This window comes from Paraburkholderia caledonica NBRC 102488 (assembly GCF_000685095.1).
Taxonomy (GTDB): Bacteria; Pseudomonadota; Gammaproteobacteria; order Burkholderiales; family Burkholderiaceae; genus Paraburkholderia; species Paraburkholderia caledonica.
In genome coordinates this window covers 368,159-384,651 of sequence record NZ_BAYE01000004.1, presented here as the reverse complement: position 1 = coordinate 384,651, position 16,493 = coordinate 368,159, and the positions used below count along the sequence as shown (strand labels likewise).

The 16,493-nt window shown below is 63.5% G+C and carries 14 protein-coding genes; all 14 read right to left on the bottom strand.

The window, feature by feature from the left end:
• Window positions 1-296: 296 nt before the first annotated feature.
• Entirely contained in the window at window positions 297-2,399 is a 2,103-nt protein-coding gene (flhA, locus tag BCA01S_RS11235; protein WP_027776964.1) for a flagellar biosynthesis protein FlhA, read from the bottom strand.
• A complete protein-coding gene (flhB, locus tag BCA01S_RS11230) occupies window positions 2,396-3,601 on the bottom strand; it encodes a flagellar biosynthesis protein FlhB (RefSeq protein WP_027776963.1) in 1,206 nt (401 codons plus the stop codon). The genes flhA and flhB overlap by 4 nt, the downstream gene beginning before the upstream one ends.
• Window positions 3,602-3,818: 217 nt before the next feature.
• Window positions 3,819-5,135, bottom strand: a complete 1,317-nt coding sequence (locus tag BCA01S_RS11225; RefSeq protein ID WP_027776962.1) for a DUF3443 domain-containing protein — start codon at window positions 5,133-5,135, stop codon at window positions 3,819-3,821.
• Window positions 5,136-5,150: 15 nt separating this feature from the next.
• Window positions 5,151-5,687, bottom strand: coding sequence for a DUF2844 domain-containing protein (locus BCA01S_RS11220; protein ID WP_027776961.1), 537 nt, complete (start codon window positions 5,685-5,687; stop codon window positions 5,151-5,153).
• 261 nt (window positions 5,688-5,948) lie between these two features.
• The gene (gene cheZ, locus BCA01S_RS11215; protein ID WP_027776960.1) at window positions 5,949-6,659 is read right to left on the bottom strand and encodes a protein phosphatase CheZ; all 711 of its coding nucleotides are present in this window, start codon (window positions 6,657-6,659) and stop codon (window positions 5,949-5,951) included.
• 1 nt (window position 6,660) lies between these two features.
• On the bottom strand, window positions 6,661-7,056 hold the full coding sequence (gene cheY, locus BCA01S_RS11210) for a chemotaxis response regulator CheY (RefSeq protein WP_027776959.1): 396 nt from the start codon (window positions 7,054-7,056) through the stop codon (window positions 6,661-6,663).
• A 59-nt stretch (window positions 7,057-7,115) separates the two neighbouring features.
• The gene (locus tag BCA01S_RS11205; protein WP_027776958.1) at window positions 7,116-8,204 is read right to left on the bottom strand and encodes a protein-glutamate methylesterase/protein-glutamine glutaminase; all 1,089 of its coding nucleotides are present in this window, start codon (window positions 8,202-8,204) and stop codon (window positions 7,116-7,118) included.
• Between the two features lie 5 nt (window positions 8,205-8,209).
• Window positions 8,210-9,007, bottom strand: coding sequence for a chemoreceptor glutamine deamidase CheD (cheD, locus tag BCA01S_RS11200; RefSeq protein WP_027776957.1), 798 nt, complete (start codon window positions 9,005-9,007; stop codon window positions 8,210-8,212).
• A complete protein-coding gene (locus BCA01S_RS11195; RefSeq protein ID WP_027776956.1) occupies window positions 9,004-9,936 on the bottom strand; it encodes a CheR family methyltransferase in 933 nt (310 codons plus the stop codon). The genes cheD and BCA01S_RS11195 overlap by 4 nt, the downstream gene beginning before the upstream one ends.
• A gap of 201 nt (window positions 9,937-10,137) precedes the next feature.
• Window positions 10,138-12,000, bottom strand: coding sequence for a methyl-accepting chemotaxis protein (locus BCA01S_RS11190; RefSeq protein ID WP_027776955.1), 1,863 nt, complete (start codon window positions 11,998-12,000; stop codon window positions 10,138-10,140).
• A gap of 42 nt (window positions 12,001-12,042) precedes the next feature.
• Window positions 12,043-12,573, bottom strand: a complete 531-nt coding sequence (locus BCA01S_RS11185) for a chemotaxis protein CheW (RefSeq protein ID WP_020070727.1) — start codon at window positions 12,571-12,573, stop codon at window positions 12,043-12,045.
• 63 nt (window positions 12,574-12,636) lie between these two features.
• A complete protein-coding gene (cheA, locus tag BCA01S_RS11180) occupies window positions 12,637-14,931 on the bottom strand; it encodes a chemotaxis protein CheA (RefSeq protein WP_027776954.1) in 2,295 nt (764 codons plus the stop codon).
• An 87-nt stretch (window positions 14,932-15,018) separates the two neighbouring features.
• Complete coding sequence (locus tag BCA01S_RS11175; RefSeq protein ID WP_027776953.1) at window positions 15,019-15,396, bottom strand: response regulator; 378 nt, start codon at window positions 15,394-15,396, stop codon at window positions 15,019-15,021.
• Between the two features lie 85 nt (window positions 15,397-15,481).
• A complete protein-coding gene (gene motB, locus BCA01S_RS11170) occupies window positions 15,482-16,489 on the bottom strand; it encodes a flagellar motor protein MotB (protein ID WP_027776952.1) in 1,008 nt (335 codons plus the stop codon).
• Between the last annotated feature and the right edge of the window lie 4 nt (window positions 16,490-16,493).

Here is a 16,493-nt window from a genome sequence, read left to right as displayed (position 1 = left end):
ATTATTGCGAAACGTGACGACCGACGATCGGTGGATAAGGGCTGTTAAACGCGGGTAATTCGAACGATGGACGGATGCCGCGATTCGCAGCTCTTGCACTATCGAATGACCCGCGCACCGGACGACTGCCTTCGGGTCCCGCAGGCGAAGCATGGGCGAGCCAATACGTCGGCGGTACGAAAAGTCAGGCGCGGAAATGAAAACCGGCGCCCTGGGACGCCGGTCATATGCAGGTCGTAGTCGAGTCGATAAGCAAACGCACTTGCCCGATCGCGGTCACGCTCCTAGAACGTGCTTCAACCGTGCGCGCCGATCAGATTCACGACCTTGATGTTGCGCGTGTCGGGCACTTCCGCATACGACAGCACCTTCAGTTGCGGCAGGCTGCGGCGCAGGAAGCGCGCGAGCATCGGCCGCAATGCATGTTGCACGAGCAACACCGGTGCGAGCCCAAGGTTTTGCTGGCGATTCATCGCCTTCTGCGTTTCGTTCATCAGCGTATGCGCGAGGCCAGGCTCGAGACCCGGGTTGGAACCGGTCGAAAGCGCCTGCGAGAGCACGCGTTCGAGATTCGAGTCGAGGCCCATCACCTGCATGTCGCCGGTGCCTGGGAACCACTGCTGCGTGATCGCGCGGCCAAGCGCGAGGCGCACGGCGGCGGTGAGATCGTGTGCATCGGTGATCTTCGGCGTGTGTTCGGACAATGCTTCGAGAATCGTGCGCATGTCGCGGATCGGAACGCCTTCTTCCAGCAGGTTTTGCAGAACCTTTTGCAGCGTGGTGAGCGGCAGCGTCTTCGGCACCAGATCGTCGACGAGCGACGGCGTGTCTTTCTGCATCCGCTCGAGCAGCGCCTGCACTTCCCGGCGACCGAGCAGTTCGGACGCATGCGTGACCACCAGGTGATTCAGGTGCGTCGCGACGACCGTGCTCGAATCGACCACCGTGTAACCGTACACCTGCGCCTGTTCGCGCAGATTCGTGTCGATCCAGATGGCCGGCAGACCGAATGCCGGGTCTTGTGTCGGCGTGCCCGGCAGCGCAGCGGAAACCTGGCCGGGGTTGATCGCGAGCCATTGACCCGGATACGCCTCGCCCACGCCCACTTCCACGCCCTTGAGCGCGATCCGATAACCGTTCGGACGCAATTCCAGGTTGTCGCGGATGTGGATGACAGGCGGCAGGAAGCCGATTTCCTGCGCGAACTTCTTGCGGATGCTTTTGATCCGCTTGAGCAATTCGCCGTCGGAATTCTTGTCGACGAGCGGAATCAGCCGGTAGCCCACTTCGAGGCCGAGCGTGTCGATCATCGTCACGTCGTCCCAGCTTGCTTCGGCGTTTTCGATCGGCGTTACCGCTGCCGGTGCGACATCCACGAGCGCGGTCGTGTTCTTGCGTTCTTCGGCGCGCTTTTTCATCGTGCGGCCGAGCTGGATCAGACCGCCGCCGAGAATCAGAAACGCAAAATGCGGCATGCCCGGAATCAGGCCCATCAGCACGAGAATGCAACCCGTGATCGCCAGCACGCGCGGGTTCGTGAAAAGCTGCCCGGTGAGCTGTGTGCCGATGTCTTCGTTCGTCGCGACACGCGACACGATCACACCGGCAGCGGTCGAAATCACGAGCGACGGAATCTGCGCGACCAGGCCGTCACCGATGGTCAGCAGCGTGTAGTTCTTGCCCGCCGACGCGAAGTCCATGCCGTGCTGAACCATCCCGACGATCAACCCGCCGAAGATGTTGATCACCATGATCAGCAGGCCGGCAATCGCATCGCCGCGCACGAACTTGCTCGCGCCGTCCATGGAACCGTAGAACTCGGCTTCCTGCGAGACTTCCGCGCGACGCTTGCGCGCCTGTTCTTCGTTGATGAGACCGGCGTTCAGATCGGCGTCGATCGCCATCTGCTTGCCGGGCATCGCGTCGAGCGTAAAGCGCGCGGACACTTCCGCGATACGCCCCGCGCCCTTCGTGATCACCATGAAGTTGATGACCATCAAAATGATGAAGACGACGATACCGACCGCGAAGTTGCCGCCCACGAGGAAGTGGCCGAACGACTCGATCACCTGGCCGGCCGCGTCAGGACCAGTGTGGCCTTCGAGCAGCACGACTCGGGTCGACGCAACGTTCAGCGACAGCCGCAGCAAGGTCGAGAACAAGAGCACGCTCGGGAAAGCGGCAAAGTCGAGCGGCTTCATCGTGTACATGCTGACGAGCAGCACCATCACGGAAAGCGCGATATTGAAGGTGAACAGCAGATCCAGCAGGAACGGCGGCAACGGCAGAATCATCATGCCGAGGATCATGCAGATCAGCACCGGGCCGGCTAGGGCGCGTAAATTGGTGCCGCTCAAGGCATCGGGCCGTCGAGCGAGGAAACCGGCGCGAGCGTTCATGCGGAGGCTCCGTTATCGTTAGCGGGGTTAAGCGTGTCGGCGGCTTCCTGATCGGCTTCTTCATCCGATACACCGCCCTTGTCGAGTTCAGCGGGCACGTCGAGCTCGGTCGGTGCGACCGGCACGTCGCCGCCGTCGGTTTTGAAGCGCCGCAACTGGTACACCCACGCGAGCACTTCGGCGACCGCGCCATAAAGCTGGCCGGGAATCTCGCGATTCAGTTCGACGTTGTGATACAGCGCGCGGGCAAGCGGCGGCGCTTCCAGCAGCGGCACATTGTTTTCGGCGGCCAGCTCGCGAATCCGCGCGGCCACCAGGTTCACGCCCTTGGCGACCACCTTCGGTGCGCGCATCTCGCCGTCCGTGTATTGCAGCGCGACCGCAAAGTGCGTCGGGTTCGTGACCACGACGTCGGCCTTCGGCACTTGCGTCATCATGCGGCGGCGGGCAATCGCGCGCTGCTGCTGGCGAATCCGGCCTTTTACGTGCGGATCGCCTTCGCTTTCGCGATGCTCGCGCTTCACTTCTTCCTTGCTCATGCGCAGCTTCTTGTGGAACTGCCATAGTTGATACGGCACATCCATCGCGGCCACGACGAACATGCCGGCCACCGTCATACCGCAGCACACGGCGATCAGATGCACGGTGTTCGCAAGCGCCAGGTGCAGCGGCTGCGTGGCCAATGCGAGAATTTCCTCGCGTCGATTCCAGATCGCGGTGCCGCCGATCACGCCCACCACCAGCGTCTTTGCGAGCGACATGACAAGCTGGATAGGCCCGTTGATCGAAAAAATCTTGCCGAGGCCGGCAATCGGATTGAGACGGTCGAACTTGGGCTCGAGCCCTTTCGTCGACAGTTGCCAGCCGCCCAGCGCCATTGGCGCGAGCAAGGCCGCGGCGCCCGTGATCGCGAGGATCGGCAGCAATGCGGCGAGTCCTTCGCGGCTGGCGGCGCCTGCGCCGATCAACATGCGACGGGTCTCGAAAGCGGACGCGTGATCGAAAGTGAAGGCCGCGCGCAGCATGCCCTGCAAATGTTCGCCGATGCTGCCGGACATGCCCCACACGCCGAAAAAGCCCGCCGCGAGCAGCGCGAACGTCGATAGCTCCCGCGAACGCACGATCTGCCCTTCCTCGCGCGCTTTCTGCAAGCGCCGGGGAGTGGCTGATTCGGTTTTTTCGAGGTCGCTTTCCTCTGCCACAAAGCTCTCCAGTCGGCCGAGGCACAACGCCTCTTTCCAGTGAGAGCGATTATTCCCGCTCGGCGCAAGCACCGATCGGCGGATAAGGAAGGGGAAACGGGGGCTTTTCGGGGGATGGGCAAGCGCGGCGTGGACCCGCGCGAGGCCGAAAAAAGAAACGCCCGCGCGGGGTCGCGCAGGCGTTGTGGACAGCCGTCAGGCTTTGCGTGGCGGCAGGTTAGCTTGCGTAAGCCACGAAAGGCGCCTGGGTGCCGCCGATCGGCCGCAGGTCGAAGCCGTGATACACGTGGCGTCCGTAGAAGAACGGCAAACCGAGGTCGAATGCGGCGAGCCCGCCGACCTGACCCGCCAGATCGTTGAACGCGTAGTTGGTGCCGTTGCCGAACAGCGTCGACGCACTGACGATGCCGATACTGGCCGTCGCCTTCACGTTGTTCAGGCCGGCCAGCGTGATGGAACGGGTTTGCGCGGTAGACGGGCAGTAGAAGCCCGAGAAGTTGCTGCCGCACAAGGTGAGCGAGCTATCGCTGAAGAAATAGCCGTTCGAGCCCGAATCCAGGAACGCCGTCACCGTGTTGCCGTTGAACACGCTGTTGGTCAGATCGCCAAAGTTATCGGTCGTGAAGGTTTGTGCCGATCCGAGCGCATTGTTCGACTGCGTGCCGATGCCGAACACCAGCGTGCCGGTGGCCGACGGCGCGCCGCTGTTCGAGATGGGCGGCATCTGCACGATCACGCCGTTGTTGTCGACGGGGAATTTGGCGACCGGATTGGCCACCTGATTCGCCAGCGCAACCGCGGTACGAGCGCAAGACGTGCCGTTCGGACACGCGAAATAGTTGCTGTAAGTCGACGCAGTGGAGGCATTCGCGCACGTGGAGCCGCAATCATAAAGCGCGGTGCCGATGCCGATGATGCCGTTCGCGCCCAAGTCGCTCGCCGTGTTTTCCGCCGAGCCGCTGCCGCAACCGGCTGACGGCACGGTGCTCGCGTCTTTATCGCCGATCACCTGGATCGGAACCGCCGATGTCGTGGTTTCGCCGCCGATGGTGACGGCAGCGGTACGCACGGTGCCCCACGTATAGCCGTCGGCGAACGTCGCGCATTCGGCAAGCTGAGCGCCGCCCGAGGTCGCGGTGACCGGCAATGCGGCTTGCATGGCCGCATTCAGCGCCCCGCCGACGATGCGCAGGCCGAACGAGCCCGTGTCGACCTGAATGTTGTTGATGGTCTGGCAGGTCGTGGTGCCGGGCGCACACAGCGTCACGCTGATCGTGGGTATGTTGATCACACCCGTGGCGCCGTGGGCGACTGTGATCGGCACGGTGTTCGCGGCTGTAGCGGCAATCGGCTGCTGAGTTGGGCTCGCTGGCAAGGAGCCGCTGATCTGACTGCCTGACGAGCCGCCACTGGAGCTGGAACTGCCGCCGCTGTCGCCGCCGCCACCGCAAGCGGCGAGCGCCGACACCAGCGCGACAGTCGCCACAACCTGCATCCAGTTCTTGAGTTTCATCGCAATATGCATGGTTCGCATCGTTCGTCCTCGTCGTTACTGGATGTCTGAGCCGCTGACGCCGGCCGGCAGCGCGGGCGGCAGCCATGCACGGCCGCTAAAAGCGCCCATGTGACCGCCGGACTGCACGACGAGCGTGCTCTGATCCACCGCAACCGGCCCGCGAGCGCCGCCGCGCGCCGCGCGCGCCGCCTTCACACCCGCGACGTACTGCGGAAAGTAACTACCGAGCATTTCATTCAGATCGGGCATTTGCGGACCGCTCCACGCAATGCCGAATACGGTGCCGTCAGCGGCCAGATACTCGCGCACCACCGTGCCGTTGCCGAGCGTGGTTTCACGAACGGTATAGGACGCGGAAGCCGAAGCCGAAGAAGCCGCGCCGGATGCCGAGCGCATCACGGCGTTCGCCGCGGTGTCGGCAGGCTGGAACTTGCGGGACGAAACCGAAGCATCTGCCGGAGGCGACATTGGGGCGCCGCCGAGCGCCGCGTGAGCGGACTGCACGGCCGACAACGAACAGGGCAAAACAAGCGCCGTAACCACACCGGCGCGACGTACACGACTCCACATAACGAGACTCCTCCCTGGCTGCTAGCCGGCGCAAGCTCATGCCAACCGGCTGCAAATAGGCAAATCATAGGGCGCGGACGGGGCCGCATTGCCGAGGAATACCTCGTCGTGCAGGCCGCGGGTGATAGCGTTCACCTTCGGCCGCGCCGCTGCTTGACCTCGTAGTATGCCTGCGGTTTGTGTCGATAGACAGCACTCGCGCGCGGGAGCGCGCCTTGCTATTCATACTGGCTGGCCTCGCGCCGCAAGGGCGCGGGCCGCTCAGAAACCGAGGCTGGCGAGCAGATCGTCGACCTGCGACTGGTCCTGCACGACGTCGGTCTTGCCTTCCGGATTGATCTGCGGACCGTTCAGCAGATGCTCCGGGCTGCCGGTCGGCGACGCTTCGGCGACCAGCGCCGCAGCATGCGCCGCGAACTGCTCGCGCCGCTCGAGCGCGATGTTTTCGACGAGCACGCCGAGCAACTGCTGCTCGATCAGGTACACGACGTCAGTGATCTTTTTGATCACCTGACCGGTCAGATCCTGGAAATCCTGCGCCAGCATGATCTCCATGAGCTGCGAATTGGTCGCCGTGGTTGCTGCGGGCACGCCGCGCAGGAATTCGCGCGTATCGTTCATCAGCGCGCGCACTTCCGCGCGTTCGATCGGCGCCGCGTACCATTGCTCCCAACGCGCGTCGAGTTCGCCGGCGTCTTTCTGCAACTGCTCCTGGATCGGCTTCGCGACATCGATCGACCCCAGCACGCGCTCGGCGGCCTGCTCGGTCATGTTCGCGATGTACTTCAGACGGTCGCGCGCGTCGGGTACGGCTTCGGCCGCGCGCTCGACATGCTTGTCGAGCCCGAGCTCGCGCATCGAATCACGCAGCGTACGTGTCAGTTGTCCAATGCGGGCAAGAATGCGGTCTGACGCGAAGTCGCCGCTCTCGTTGACCGCTTCAGCGCCTGGTGCATTGGTCGGCAGGTTCACATCAGCTCCCGGTCTTGGCCATCTTTTCGAGAATCTTGTTGAGCTTCTCGTCCAGCGTCGCGGCCGTGAACGGCTTTACGACATAACCGCTCGCGCCGGCCTGGGCCGCCGCGATAATGTTTTCCTTCTTCGACTCGGCCGTCACCATCAGCACCGGCAGGTGCTTGAGGTTTGCATCGGCGCGGATCTCCTTGAGCATGGCGAGACCGTCGAGGTTCGGCATGTTCCAGTCGGAGATCACGAAGTCGTAGGTGGTGCCGCGCAAACGGGCGAGACCGGCCTGGCCGTCTTCGGCTTCGTCCACGTTGCCGTAGCCCAGCTCTTTCAGGAGGTTGCGAACGATCCGGCGCATCGTCGGAAAATCGTCAACAACCAGAAACTTCATTGCCTTATCCATTTGATTCCCTTTACTTGATTCACGGTGCGGCGTATGACCGCCTCAATTCGAACGGCGCATCATACCCGCTGAACGCGATCGCCCATCGACGCAAGCCGCGCCATTACGCGCCGGCACATGTCCGGCAGCGACGCAATTTCGTCGGCCGCGCCCAGCGCAATCGCTTCGCGCGGCATGCCGAACACAATGCAGCTCGCCTCGTCCTGCGCAAGGGTGTAAGCCCCTGCCTTTTTCATATCCAGCAGACCTGCGGCGCCATCGCGCCCCATTCCTGTCAGGATCACTCCGACCGCATTTTTGCCCGCGTGCTGCGCGGCGGAACGGAAGAGCACGTCCACCGAAGGACGATGCCGGTTCACCGGCGGATCATCCGACAGATGCGCGATGTAGTTCGCACCGCTACGGGCAAGCAGCAGGTGAGCGTGGCCTGGGGCGATATACGCATGTCCCGGCAGCACACGTTCGCCATGCTCTGCCTCTTTAACGGTAATCCGGCACAAACCATTGAGGCGTTGCGCAAAAGATTTTGTGAAGCCCGGCGGCATATGCTGTGCAATCAGCACCGCGGGTGCATCCGGCGGCAGCGGCACGAGCACTTCGCGGATGGCTTCCGTACCGCCCGTCGACGCGCCGACGATGATCAGCTTCTCGGTACTCAGCAGCGGATTGTTGAAAAGCGGCGCCGCGCCGACAGGCGCGTGTCCGGCGGCAGCAGGCGCATGATGCACCGGCGCGGCCTGGCGCACACGAGCGCGCGCCGCGGCGCGGATCTTGTCGGCGAGCTTTTCCGAATAGTCGAGCATGCCGTCGCGAATGCCGACCTTCGGCTTCGTCACGAAATCGACCGCGCCGAGTTCCAGCGCGCGCAGCGTGATTTCATTGCCGCGCTCGGTCAGCGAGGACACCATCACGACCGGCATCGGACGCAAACGCATCAGCTTCTCGAGGAAGTCGAGACCGTCCATGCGCGGCATTTCGACGTCGAGCGTCAACACATCGGGGTTGTGCTGCTTGATGAGCTCGCGCGCGACCAACGGGTCGGGAGCGGTTGCAACGACGGTCATGTCCGGCTGGCTATTGATGATTTCCGTCATCAAGCTGCGGATCAGCGCCGAATCGTCGACGCACAATACTTTGATCTTTTGCACAGCGCTCACGCCTCCTCTGCGGTTCTGGCGTTTGTTGAATTAGTCGGGCGCGGGGTCGAGCCGAACAGTTCGATGCGCGATCTTGGCGTGCCCGCGCCATTCGCTGTTGTGCTGCCTGAGCCGTTGCCCGAGCCACCGCTTGAGCCAAACAGTTCGATCTTCGGCTTCGTGGCGGCTGGCGCTGAAAACAGTTCGACCCGCTTTCTCGCGGCGGCAAGCCGCTCGGCGCGCGCTTCGGCGGTTTGCCGCACGAGCGCCTGTTCGCGCTCGGCCACACCCGGGTCCTGCTGCAAACGCAGCTTCTTCACCATGACCTGGCCGGTGCGCGGCATGAATGCCACCTTGCGCGGATGCGAGCCCTGCAAATCCTCTGCGACGATGCGGATCTTTTCGAGCGCGAGATAGCGGCGCACGAATTCCGAATTGCGATCGCCGATGTTGATCGTCGTCATGCCCGCGAGCACCGCGCCGCCGCCGAACACCTTCGCTTCGAAACGATCGCGCCGGCCGCCCGCCTTGATGAGTTCGTTGATCAGCACTTCCATCGCATACGCGCCGTAGCGCATCGAATCGGACGCGGCCTGGCCGACTTCCGCGCCGTCGTCGGGCAACATGAAGTGATTCATGCCGCCGATGCCGGCCGTGCGGTCCTGAATGCAGGCCGCGACGCACGAACCGAGCACGGTGACGAGCACCATGTCGTCGTGCGTGGTGTAGAACTCGTTCGGCAACAGCTTCACGCCTGGGCGTTGGAAGTGGTTGTCGTAATAGAGATTGGTCGCGATAGGCAAGGCGCTGCTCATACCGTCACCCCGCTCGCCGCCGGCGTGCGTGCCGGTGCGCGTGCGCCTGCAGCATCGCGCGTCAGTTCATAGACGGTCTGACCGCGCAGCTTGAAAGCCTGCGTGACGTAGGTGAAGTTTTCCGAGTGGCCGGCGAACAGCAGGCCGCCCGACTTCATCAACGGCTCGAAGCGGCTCAGCACCTGAGCTTGCGTCGGCTTGTCGAAATAGATCATCACGTTGCGGCAGAAGATCGCGTCGAACTGCGTGCGCAACTGGTAATCGCGGTCGGTGAGGTTCAATTGCTCGAAGCGCACCATCGCACGCACTTGCGGACGCACCTTGACCATGCCCGCATGCGCGCCCGTGCCCTTCAGGAAAAAGCGCTTGAGCCGCTCGGGCGAAAGGTGCTTCACCTGATCGAACTGGTACATGCCGGCTTCGGCTTTCGCGAGCACTTGCGTGTCGATATCGGTCGCGAGCACCGTGGCCTGACGCGCGCCGGTCTCGCCGAGCGCTTCGATCAGCGTCATGGCGATCGAATACGGCTCCTCACCGGTCGATGCCGCCGAGCACCACACCGAAACGGGCTGCGCGCGGCGCGGCACGAAATCGGCCAGGATCGGAAAGTGATGCGCCTCGCGGAAAAACGCGGTCAGGTTCGTCGTGAGCGCATTCGTGAATGCTTCCCACTCGGCGGGATCGTTTTCCGCTTCGAGCAGATCGAGGTATTGCTTGAACGAGTCGAGGCCGCGGGCGCGCAGCCTCCGGGCGAGACGGCTATACGCCATATCGCGCTTGTGATCGGAGAGCGAGATGCCGGCGCCGCGGTGAATCAGTTCGCGAATGCGTGTGAAGTCCGCCGAAGTGAAATCGAAATCACGTCCCTGTTCGCCGGATCTGACCGGTTCTGCCCGATCGGTGCGTTGCTGTGCGCGCGTTGCCATCATGAAAGTTCCTGCCTGCGATACGAGCCATCACGCTTGCGCGACGGAACTGCCGGCGAGCAAGGGATTGTTTTTGCGGGGTCGCGCCCGCCCGCAAGTTCCACCACCATGCAGTCGGCCCGCGACACGCTGTAAGAACGTGCTCCGATGATTCGCGCCAGATGGAGCGAGATACCGAATGACTGCATGTTTCTTCGTCATTTCTTAAAACGTTTCCCAGTCCGCGTCCGAGCCCGCCGAGGCTACGCTGGCGGCAGCCGGCCGTGGTGCGGGTACGGATGCCGCAGGCGGCGTCTTCGGCTTGAGCGCCGGTTCGACGCGCGCCGCGCCTGCTTCGTGATTGCCCGAAGCAGAAGCGTTGCCGCTTGCCGTTGCTGCATTTGCCGTTGCTGCTGCGTTTGCTGCGGGCTGCGCCGGTCGCGTTGCGCTCTTCGCCACTGTCTTGCTCTTGCTCACCGCTGCCCGCGCCTTCACCTGCGGCTCGGCCTGCGCGGCGAAACTGCGAGCGGGGCTGCTGGCGACTTTCCAACCGCTCAACACCGCTTGCAACTGACGCGTCTGATCTTCGAGCGACCCCGCCGCTGCCGCCGCTTCTTCGACTAGCGCCGCGTTCTGCTGCGTCACCTCGTCCATCTGCACGACCGCGCGATTCACCTGCTCGATGCCGCCCGATTGCTCCTCGGACGCCGCGCTGATCTCGCCCATGATGTCGGTCACGCGGCGCACGGCCTGCACGATCTCGTCCATCGTCGTACCGGCACGTCCGACGAGTGCCGAACCGCTTTGCACCTTGTCGGTCGAGTCGCCGATCAGTTCCTTGATTTCCTTCGCGGCACTCGCGCTGCGTTGGGCAAGGCTGCGCACTTCGCCGGCCACGACCGCGAAGCCGCGGCCCTGTTCGCCGGCACGCGCCGCTTCCACCGCCGCGTTCAACGCCAGAATGTTGGTCTGGAATGCAATGCCTTCAATCACGCCGATGATGTCGACAACCTTGCTCGAACTGCTCGCGATGTCCTGCATCGTCGTGACGACCTGGCTTACCACCTCGCCGCCGCGCGTCGCGATGTCGGACGCGTTCACAGCAAGCTGGCTTGCCTGGCGCGCATTCTCGGCGTTCTGGCGCACGGTCCCCGTGAGTTGCTCCATGCTCGACGCGGTTTCCTGCAACGAGGCGGCTTGCTGCTCGGTACGTTGCGACAGATCCGTGTTGCCCATCGCGATTTCGCGCGCGCCGGTGTCGATCGACTCGGTGCTGCTGCGAACCGCGGTGACCATCGACGCCATGCTTTCCTGCATCCGTTTGATGCCGGCAAAGAGGCGGCCGATTTCGTTGCGGCTTTTCACCTCGATCGCCTCCGACAGATCGCCCGCGGCGATCCGCTCGAAGCATCCGGTTGCGTCCTGAAGCGGCTGCACGATGAGGCCACGCAGCGCGAACCGCAGACCGATCACGAGCAGCAGCGCGAGTGTGGCAAACGCGATGATCAGCGTCGTCATCAGCGAGATGTTCGACTGCGCATCTGCCTGCTGGTCCACTGCCTGTTGCTGCAAGCTCTTGATGACGAGCGACGCCGCGTTGTCGTAAGAGACGAACATCGGGCTGATCTTCGTATCGGCGATCGCGTGGTACGCGGCCATATCGTTTGCGCGCAGCGCCGCGAACTCCGGCTCCATGCCGTCGCGCACGAGCGTTGTGCGGCGCGCGAGCAGTTCGTCCATCTGTGCCTGGTCGACGCCGGTCTTCGGCGCGTCGACGTAGGTCTGCCAGTTCTTGTTGCTGAACCCGTACAGCTCCACCGCACGGTCCAAAACCTTCTTGGCCGTTTCAGTGTCGCCGGCGGCTGTCAGCGCGGTAAAGCGGTCCAGCGAGACACGCGAACGCAGCAGGTATGCCGAAGCGTCGTCGAGCGCATGAATCGCCACCAGATCGCCGCGCGCGATGCGGTCGAGCGACTTGCTCGCGCTGCCGAGCGCCGTCAACCCAAGCACGCCGACCACCATGGTCAGCGCGACGAGAATGATCCCCACTAGCGTGAGCGATGTGCGAATCGACCACCTGCTTAGCATCTCAATGCTCCCTGTCACTAACTTTTCTGAACGCCGCGGCCGTTAGACGCCGAGCGTTTCGATGAGCGCCATCTCGCGGCTCGTCATCAGCTTTTCGATGTCCATCAGGATCAGCATGCGGCCGTCGACGGTGCCGAGACCCGTGAGGTATTCGGTCGTCAGCGTCGCGCCGAATTCCGGCGCCGGCATGATCTGGTCGATGGCAAGCGTCAACACGTCGGACACGCCGTCCACCACCATGCCGACCACGCGATGCGCGACGTTCAGGATGATCACGACGGTCTGATGGTCGTACTCGACGCGGCCCAGATGGAACTTGATGCGCATGTCGACGATCGGCACGATGATGCCGCGCAGATTGATGACGCCCTTGATGAACTCGGGCGCATTCGCAATGCGCGTCACGTTGTCGTAGCCGCGGATTTCCTGCACCTTCAGAATGTCGATGCCGTACTCTTCGGCGCCGAGCGTAAAGACGAGGAATTCCTGACCGCCGGCGTCGGCCTGCTGCGCATCGCGGCGACCATTCGTCGCGTTCGCGACGCTCGAATTGATGGATTGAACTTCTGCCACGTTAGCCCCCAAACGGTTGGGATAAATTAAGTTGAGTGAGTGTTACGACGAATCTGACGGACATCATGCGAGACTCATTGCGCCATGCGCGTTGCGCGACTCGCGGTTCAGCGCCGCCACGTCCACGATCAGTGCGACGCGGCCGTCGCCGAGAATGGTCGCTGCGGAAATGCCGCGCACCTTGCGGTAGTTCGTTTCAAGGTTCTTCACGACCACTTGCTGCTGTCCCACCAGTTCGTCGATCAGCATCGCAAAGCGACGCCCTTCGGTCTGCATGATGGTGACGATGCCCTGAGTCGGCTCCTGCTTTGCTCCGTCGACGTTGAACACTTCGTGCAACGCGACGAGCGGCAGATATTCACCGCGCACGCGCACCACGCGCTCGCCGTTGGCGACCGTATAAATGTCCTCGGCTTGCGGCTGCAGCGACTCCATCACGAAGTTCAGCGGCAGAATGAAGATCTCGTTGCCGACCTTGACGGACATGCCGTCGAGAATCGCCAGCGTGAGCGGCAGAACAATGCGGGTGGTGCTGCCCTTGCCGGCGTGCGACGTGATTTCCACGTGACCGCCCATCGACTGGATGTTTCGCTTCACCACGTCCATACCGACGCCGCGACCCGACACATCCGTGACCTGCTCCGCAGTCGAAAAGCCCGGCAGGAAGATCAGGTTCCAGACTTCCTCGTCGGTCATCGTTTCGCTGACCTGCATGCCCTGCTTTGCAGCTTTCGCGAGAATCTTGTCGCGGCGCAGGCCGGCGCCGTCGTCGCTGACTTCGATCACGATGTTGCCGCCGTGATGCGCCGCCGACAGCACGAGCTGACCGGTCGAAGCCTTGCCCGCCGCGCGCCGCGCTTCCACGGTTTCGATGCCGTGGTCGAGACTGTTGCGCACGAGGTGAGTCAACGGGTCGATGATTCGCTCGATCAGGCTCTTGTCGAGTTCGGTCGCCTGACCGAAGGTGACGAGTTCCACTTCCTTACCGAGTTTGGCCGCGAGATCGCGCACGAGACGCGGGAAGCGGCTGAACACGTAGTCCATCGGCATCATGCGGATCGACATGACGGCTTCCTGCAGATCGCGCGCGTTGCGCTCGAGCTGCGCCATGCCGTTGAACAGGCGATCGTGCAGCGCCGGATCGAACGTGCTGGTGGTTTCCGCAAGCATCGCCTGCGTGATCACCAGTTCGCCGACCAGGTTGATCAGCTGATCGACCTTTTCGACGCCCACGCGAATCGAGCTGCCTTCCGCTCCGCCTGCCGCCGCTGCCGGACGTGCGGCCTTGCGGTCCTGCTCGCCGGCTGCCGCGCCAGCGGACGCCGGAGCTGCTGCCGGTGCGCTGGCCGCAGGCGCCTGAGCCGCTGCGGGAGCCGGAGCTGCCTTGGCGGGCTCGGCGGCGGGCGCCGGAGCTGACTGCGCGATCGTCGCGGCAGGCGCCACGGGTGCTGCGGTATTAGTGGCGGCCGAAGCCGCCGGTGCTGCTTGCGCCGGGGACGAAGGCTCAGCGTCGGGCGTTCCAGGTTCGCCTTGCTGAGCACCGTCCGCCGGTGCGGTTCCGCGGCCGATCGAGATCTGACTTTCGTCGATCACGAAACAGCACACGGCGATGATGTCGTCGGACGTAACATCGGTCTGAAGCCACAGCGTCAAATCGCCGCCGCTCTTGACCTGCCCGACGATATTGCCCAGGTTACCCAGCTCTTCGGCAAGGAGTTCCTGGTCCTTCTCATCAACGCCCCGTAGCGTAATTTTCAGATGCGGACCGGCGGCGTCGTCCGCGTCGCCGGTTCCTTCGGCTTGCCCGGTCTGTGCCGGTTCGCCGTCATTCCATTCGCCCGCCGCCTGCACCGCCTGTTCGACGACGTGTTCCGGCGGACTGCCTTCTTCTACTGTTGCGAATTCCTCGATCGGCGCGGTCACCGCGACTTCGACCGGCGCTGCAGCAGCCGGCGCAGCCACGCCGCGGCTTTCCGCGTGCAACTGTTCGAGCTTCGCGCAGATCGCCTTCGCAACCGCCGCGTCGGGCTCTGCGCTCGCGCGGTAGTCGGCGAGCTGGCCCGACAACACGTCCTTGGTTTCGAGGAACGTGTCGATCATGTCCTTGCGCAGCACGAGTTCGTTGTTGCGCGCACGGTCGAGCAGCGATTCGAGGATGTGGGTCGTCTCCGTCAAGGCGGTAAAGCCGAACGTCGCCGCGCCGCCCTTGATCGAATGTGCCGCGCGGAAAATTGCCGCGAGGTCTTCGGGGTCTGGGTGCGCGATGTCCAGATTGAGCAGCAACTGCTCCATCTGCGCGAGCAGTTCGTCCGCTTCGTCGAAGAACGTCTGATAGAACTGAGTGATGTCGAGTGTCATGCCTGGGTCACCGCGAGAGTTCCTGTCTAGGCTTGGGCTACCGTGCCGCAGCGTCGAGAGCTTCTATAACTTGTCTAGGGTTGATGCTTATGCCTGATATGGCTCGGCCAGCGCCGCCACCAGTTCGGTGAGCATGTCGGGGTCGAGCGGCTTTTCGATCCAGCCGGTCGCGCCCGCTTCGCGCGCCGCGGCTTTGAACGACTCGCCCGATTCCGTCGTCAGGACGAGGATGGGCGTCGCCGTGTAAGCCGGATTGCCGCGCAGTTCAGCGATCAGGTCGAGGCCGGTCTTGCCCGGCATGTGCTGATCGGTCAACACCAGGTCGAACCGCACGGCGAGCGCGCTTTCGAGCCCTTCCGCGCCGTCCGCGGCGAGCGTCACCTCATAGCCGGCGGCCGTCAGCGTCGCGGAAAGAATCTGCCGCATCGATGCCGAATCGTCGATTGCCAGGATATGCCTGATCATGAAAACCTCGCTGCACTTACGCTACGTGTCGCCTCGCTGTCCGCGCCAGTGAGGCGCATGGAGCAGCGGGACGACCGCCTTTCTGTTACCGAGCCGCCGGCGCTATCGCCGGTACCTTGGGCGCGGCCGTCGCCGGCTGCGCCAGTTTTTGCAGCAGCGGCTTCGAGCCGGCTGCATCGTCCGACAAGGTCGTCGTAGTGGAGTCGTCGTGGTCGAGCGCCTCCTCTGACTTCCTGTTCAGAACGATGATGCTGATGCGGCGGTTTTCCGGATCCATCGCGTCCGCCTTGTTCAGGTTCTGCGTCGACGCGAGGCCGAGTACGCGCATTACCTTTGCTTCGTCCATGCCCCCGGCGATCAGCTCGCGGCGCGACGCATTCGCGCGGTCCGCGGACAGTTCCCAGTTGCTGTAGCCCTTCTCGCCGCCCGCGTACTGCGCGGCGTCGGTGTGTCCTTGGACGATGATGCGGTTCGGCACATCGTTCAGCGTGTGGCCGATCTCGCGCAGAATGTCGCGCATGTACGGCTCGACCTGATCTCTCGCGGTCGCGAACATCGGCCGCTTTTGCGAGTCGACAATTTCGATGCGCAAGCCGGTCAGCGTCGAATCGATTCGTATCTGCTGCTTGAACTGGCGCAGCACGGGATTCGCTTCGATCGCGGCCATCAGCTTCACTTGCAGATCGTGCAACCGGACCTGCTCGCGTCGCTCCAGTTCGCCTTGCAGCTGCTTCATCGAGTCTTCGCTGCTGTGCGAGACCGTGCGCTCGGCGCGATTGTTCGTACCGTCCGTTGCGCGCGTCACTCCTTGCGCGTCGGTCGAGATATCGCGGCCGCCGCCCTTCAGAATGCTCGAGTCTTCCGCGCTGCGGTCGCCGCCCCACAGCGTGATCTTCAACGGCTGGTTGAAGTACTCCGCGATGCCTTTCAACTGCACCGTGGATGCCGAGCTCAGCAGCCACATCAGCAGGAAGAACGCCATCATCGCGGTCATGAAGTCCGCATACGCGAGCTTCCAGGCGCCGCCATGGTGGCCGGCCTTCTTCGGCGCTGCGCGCTTGACGACAATGGCGCGGTCTTTGTCCTTGCTCATCGGT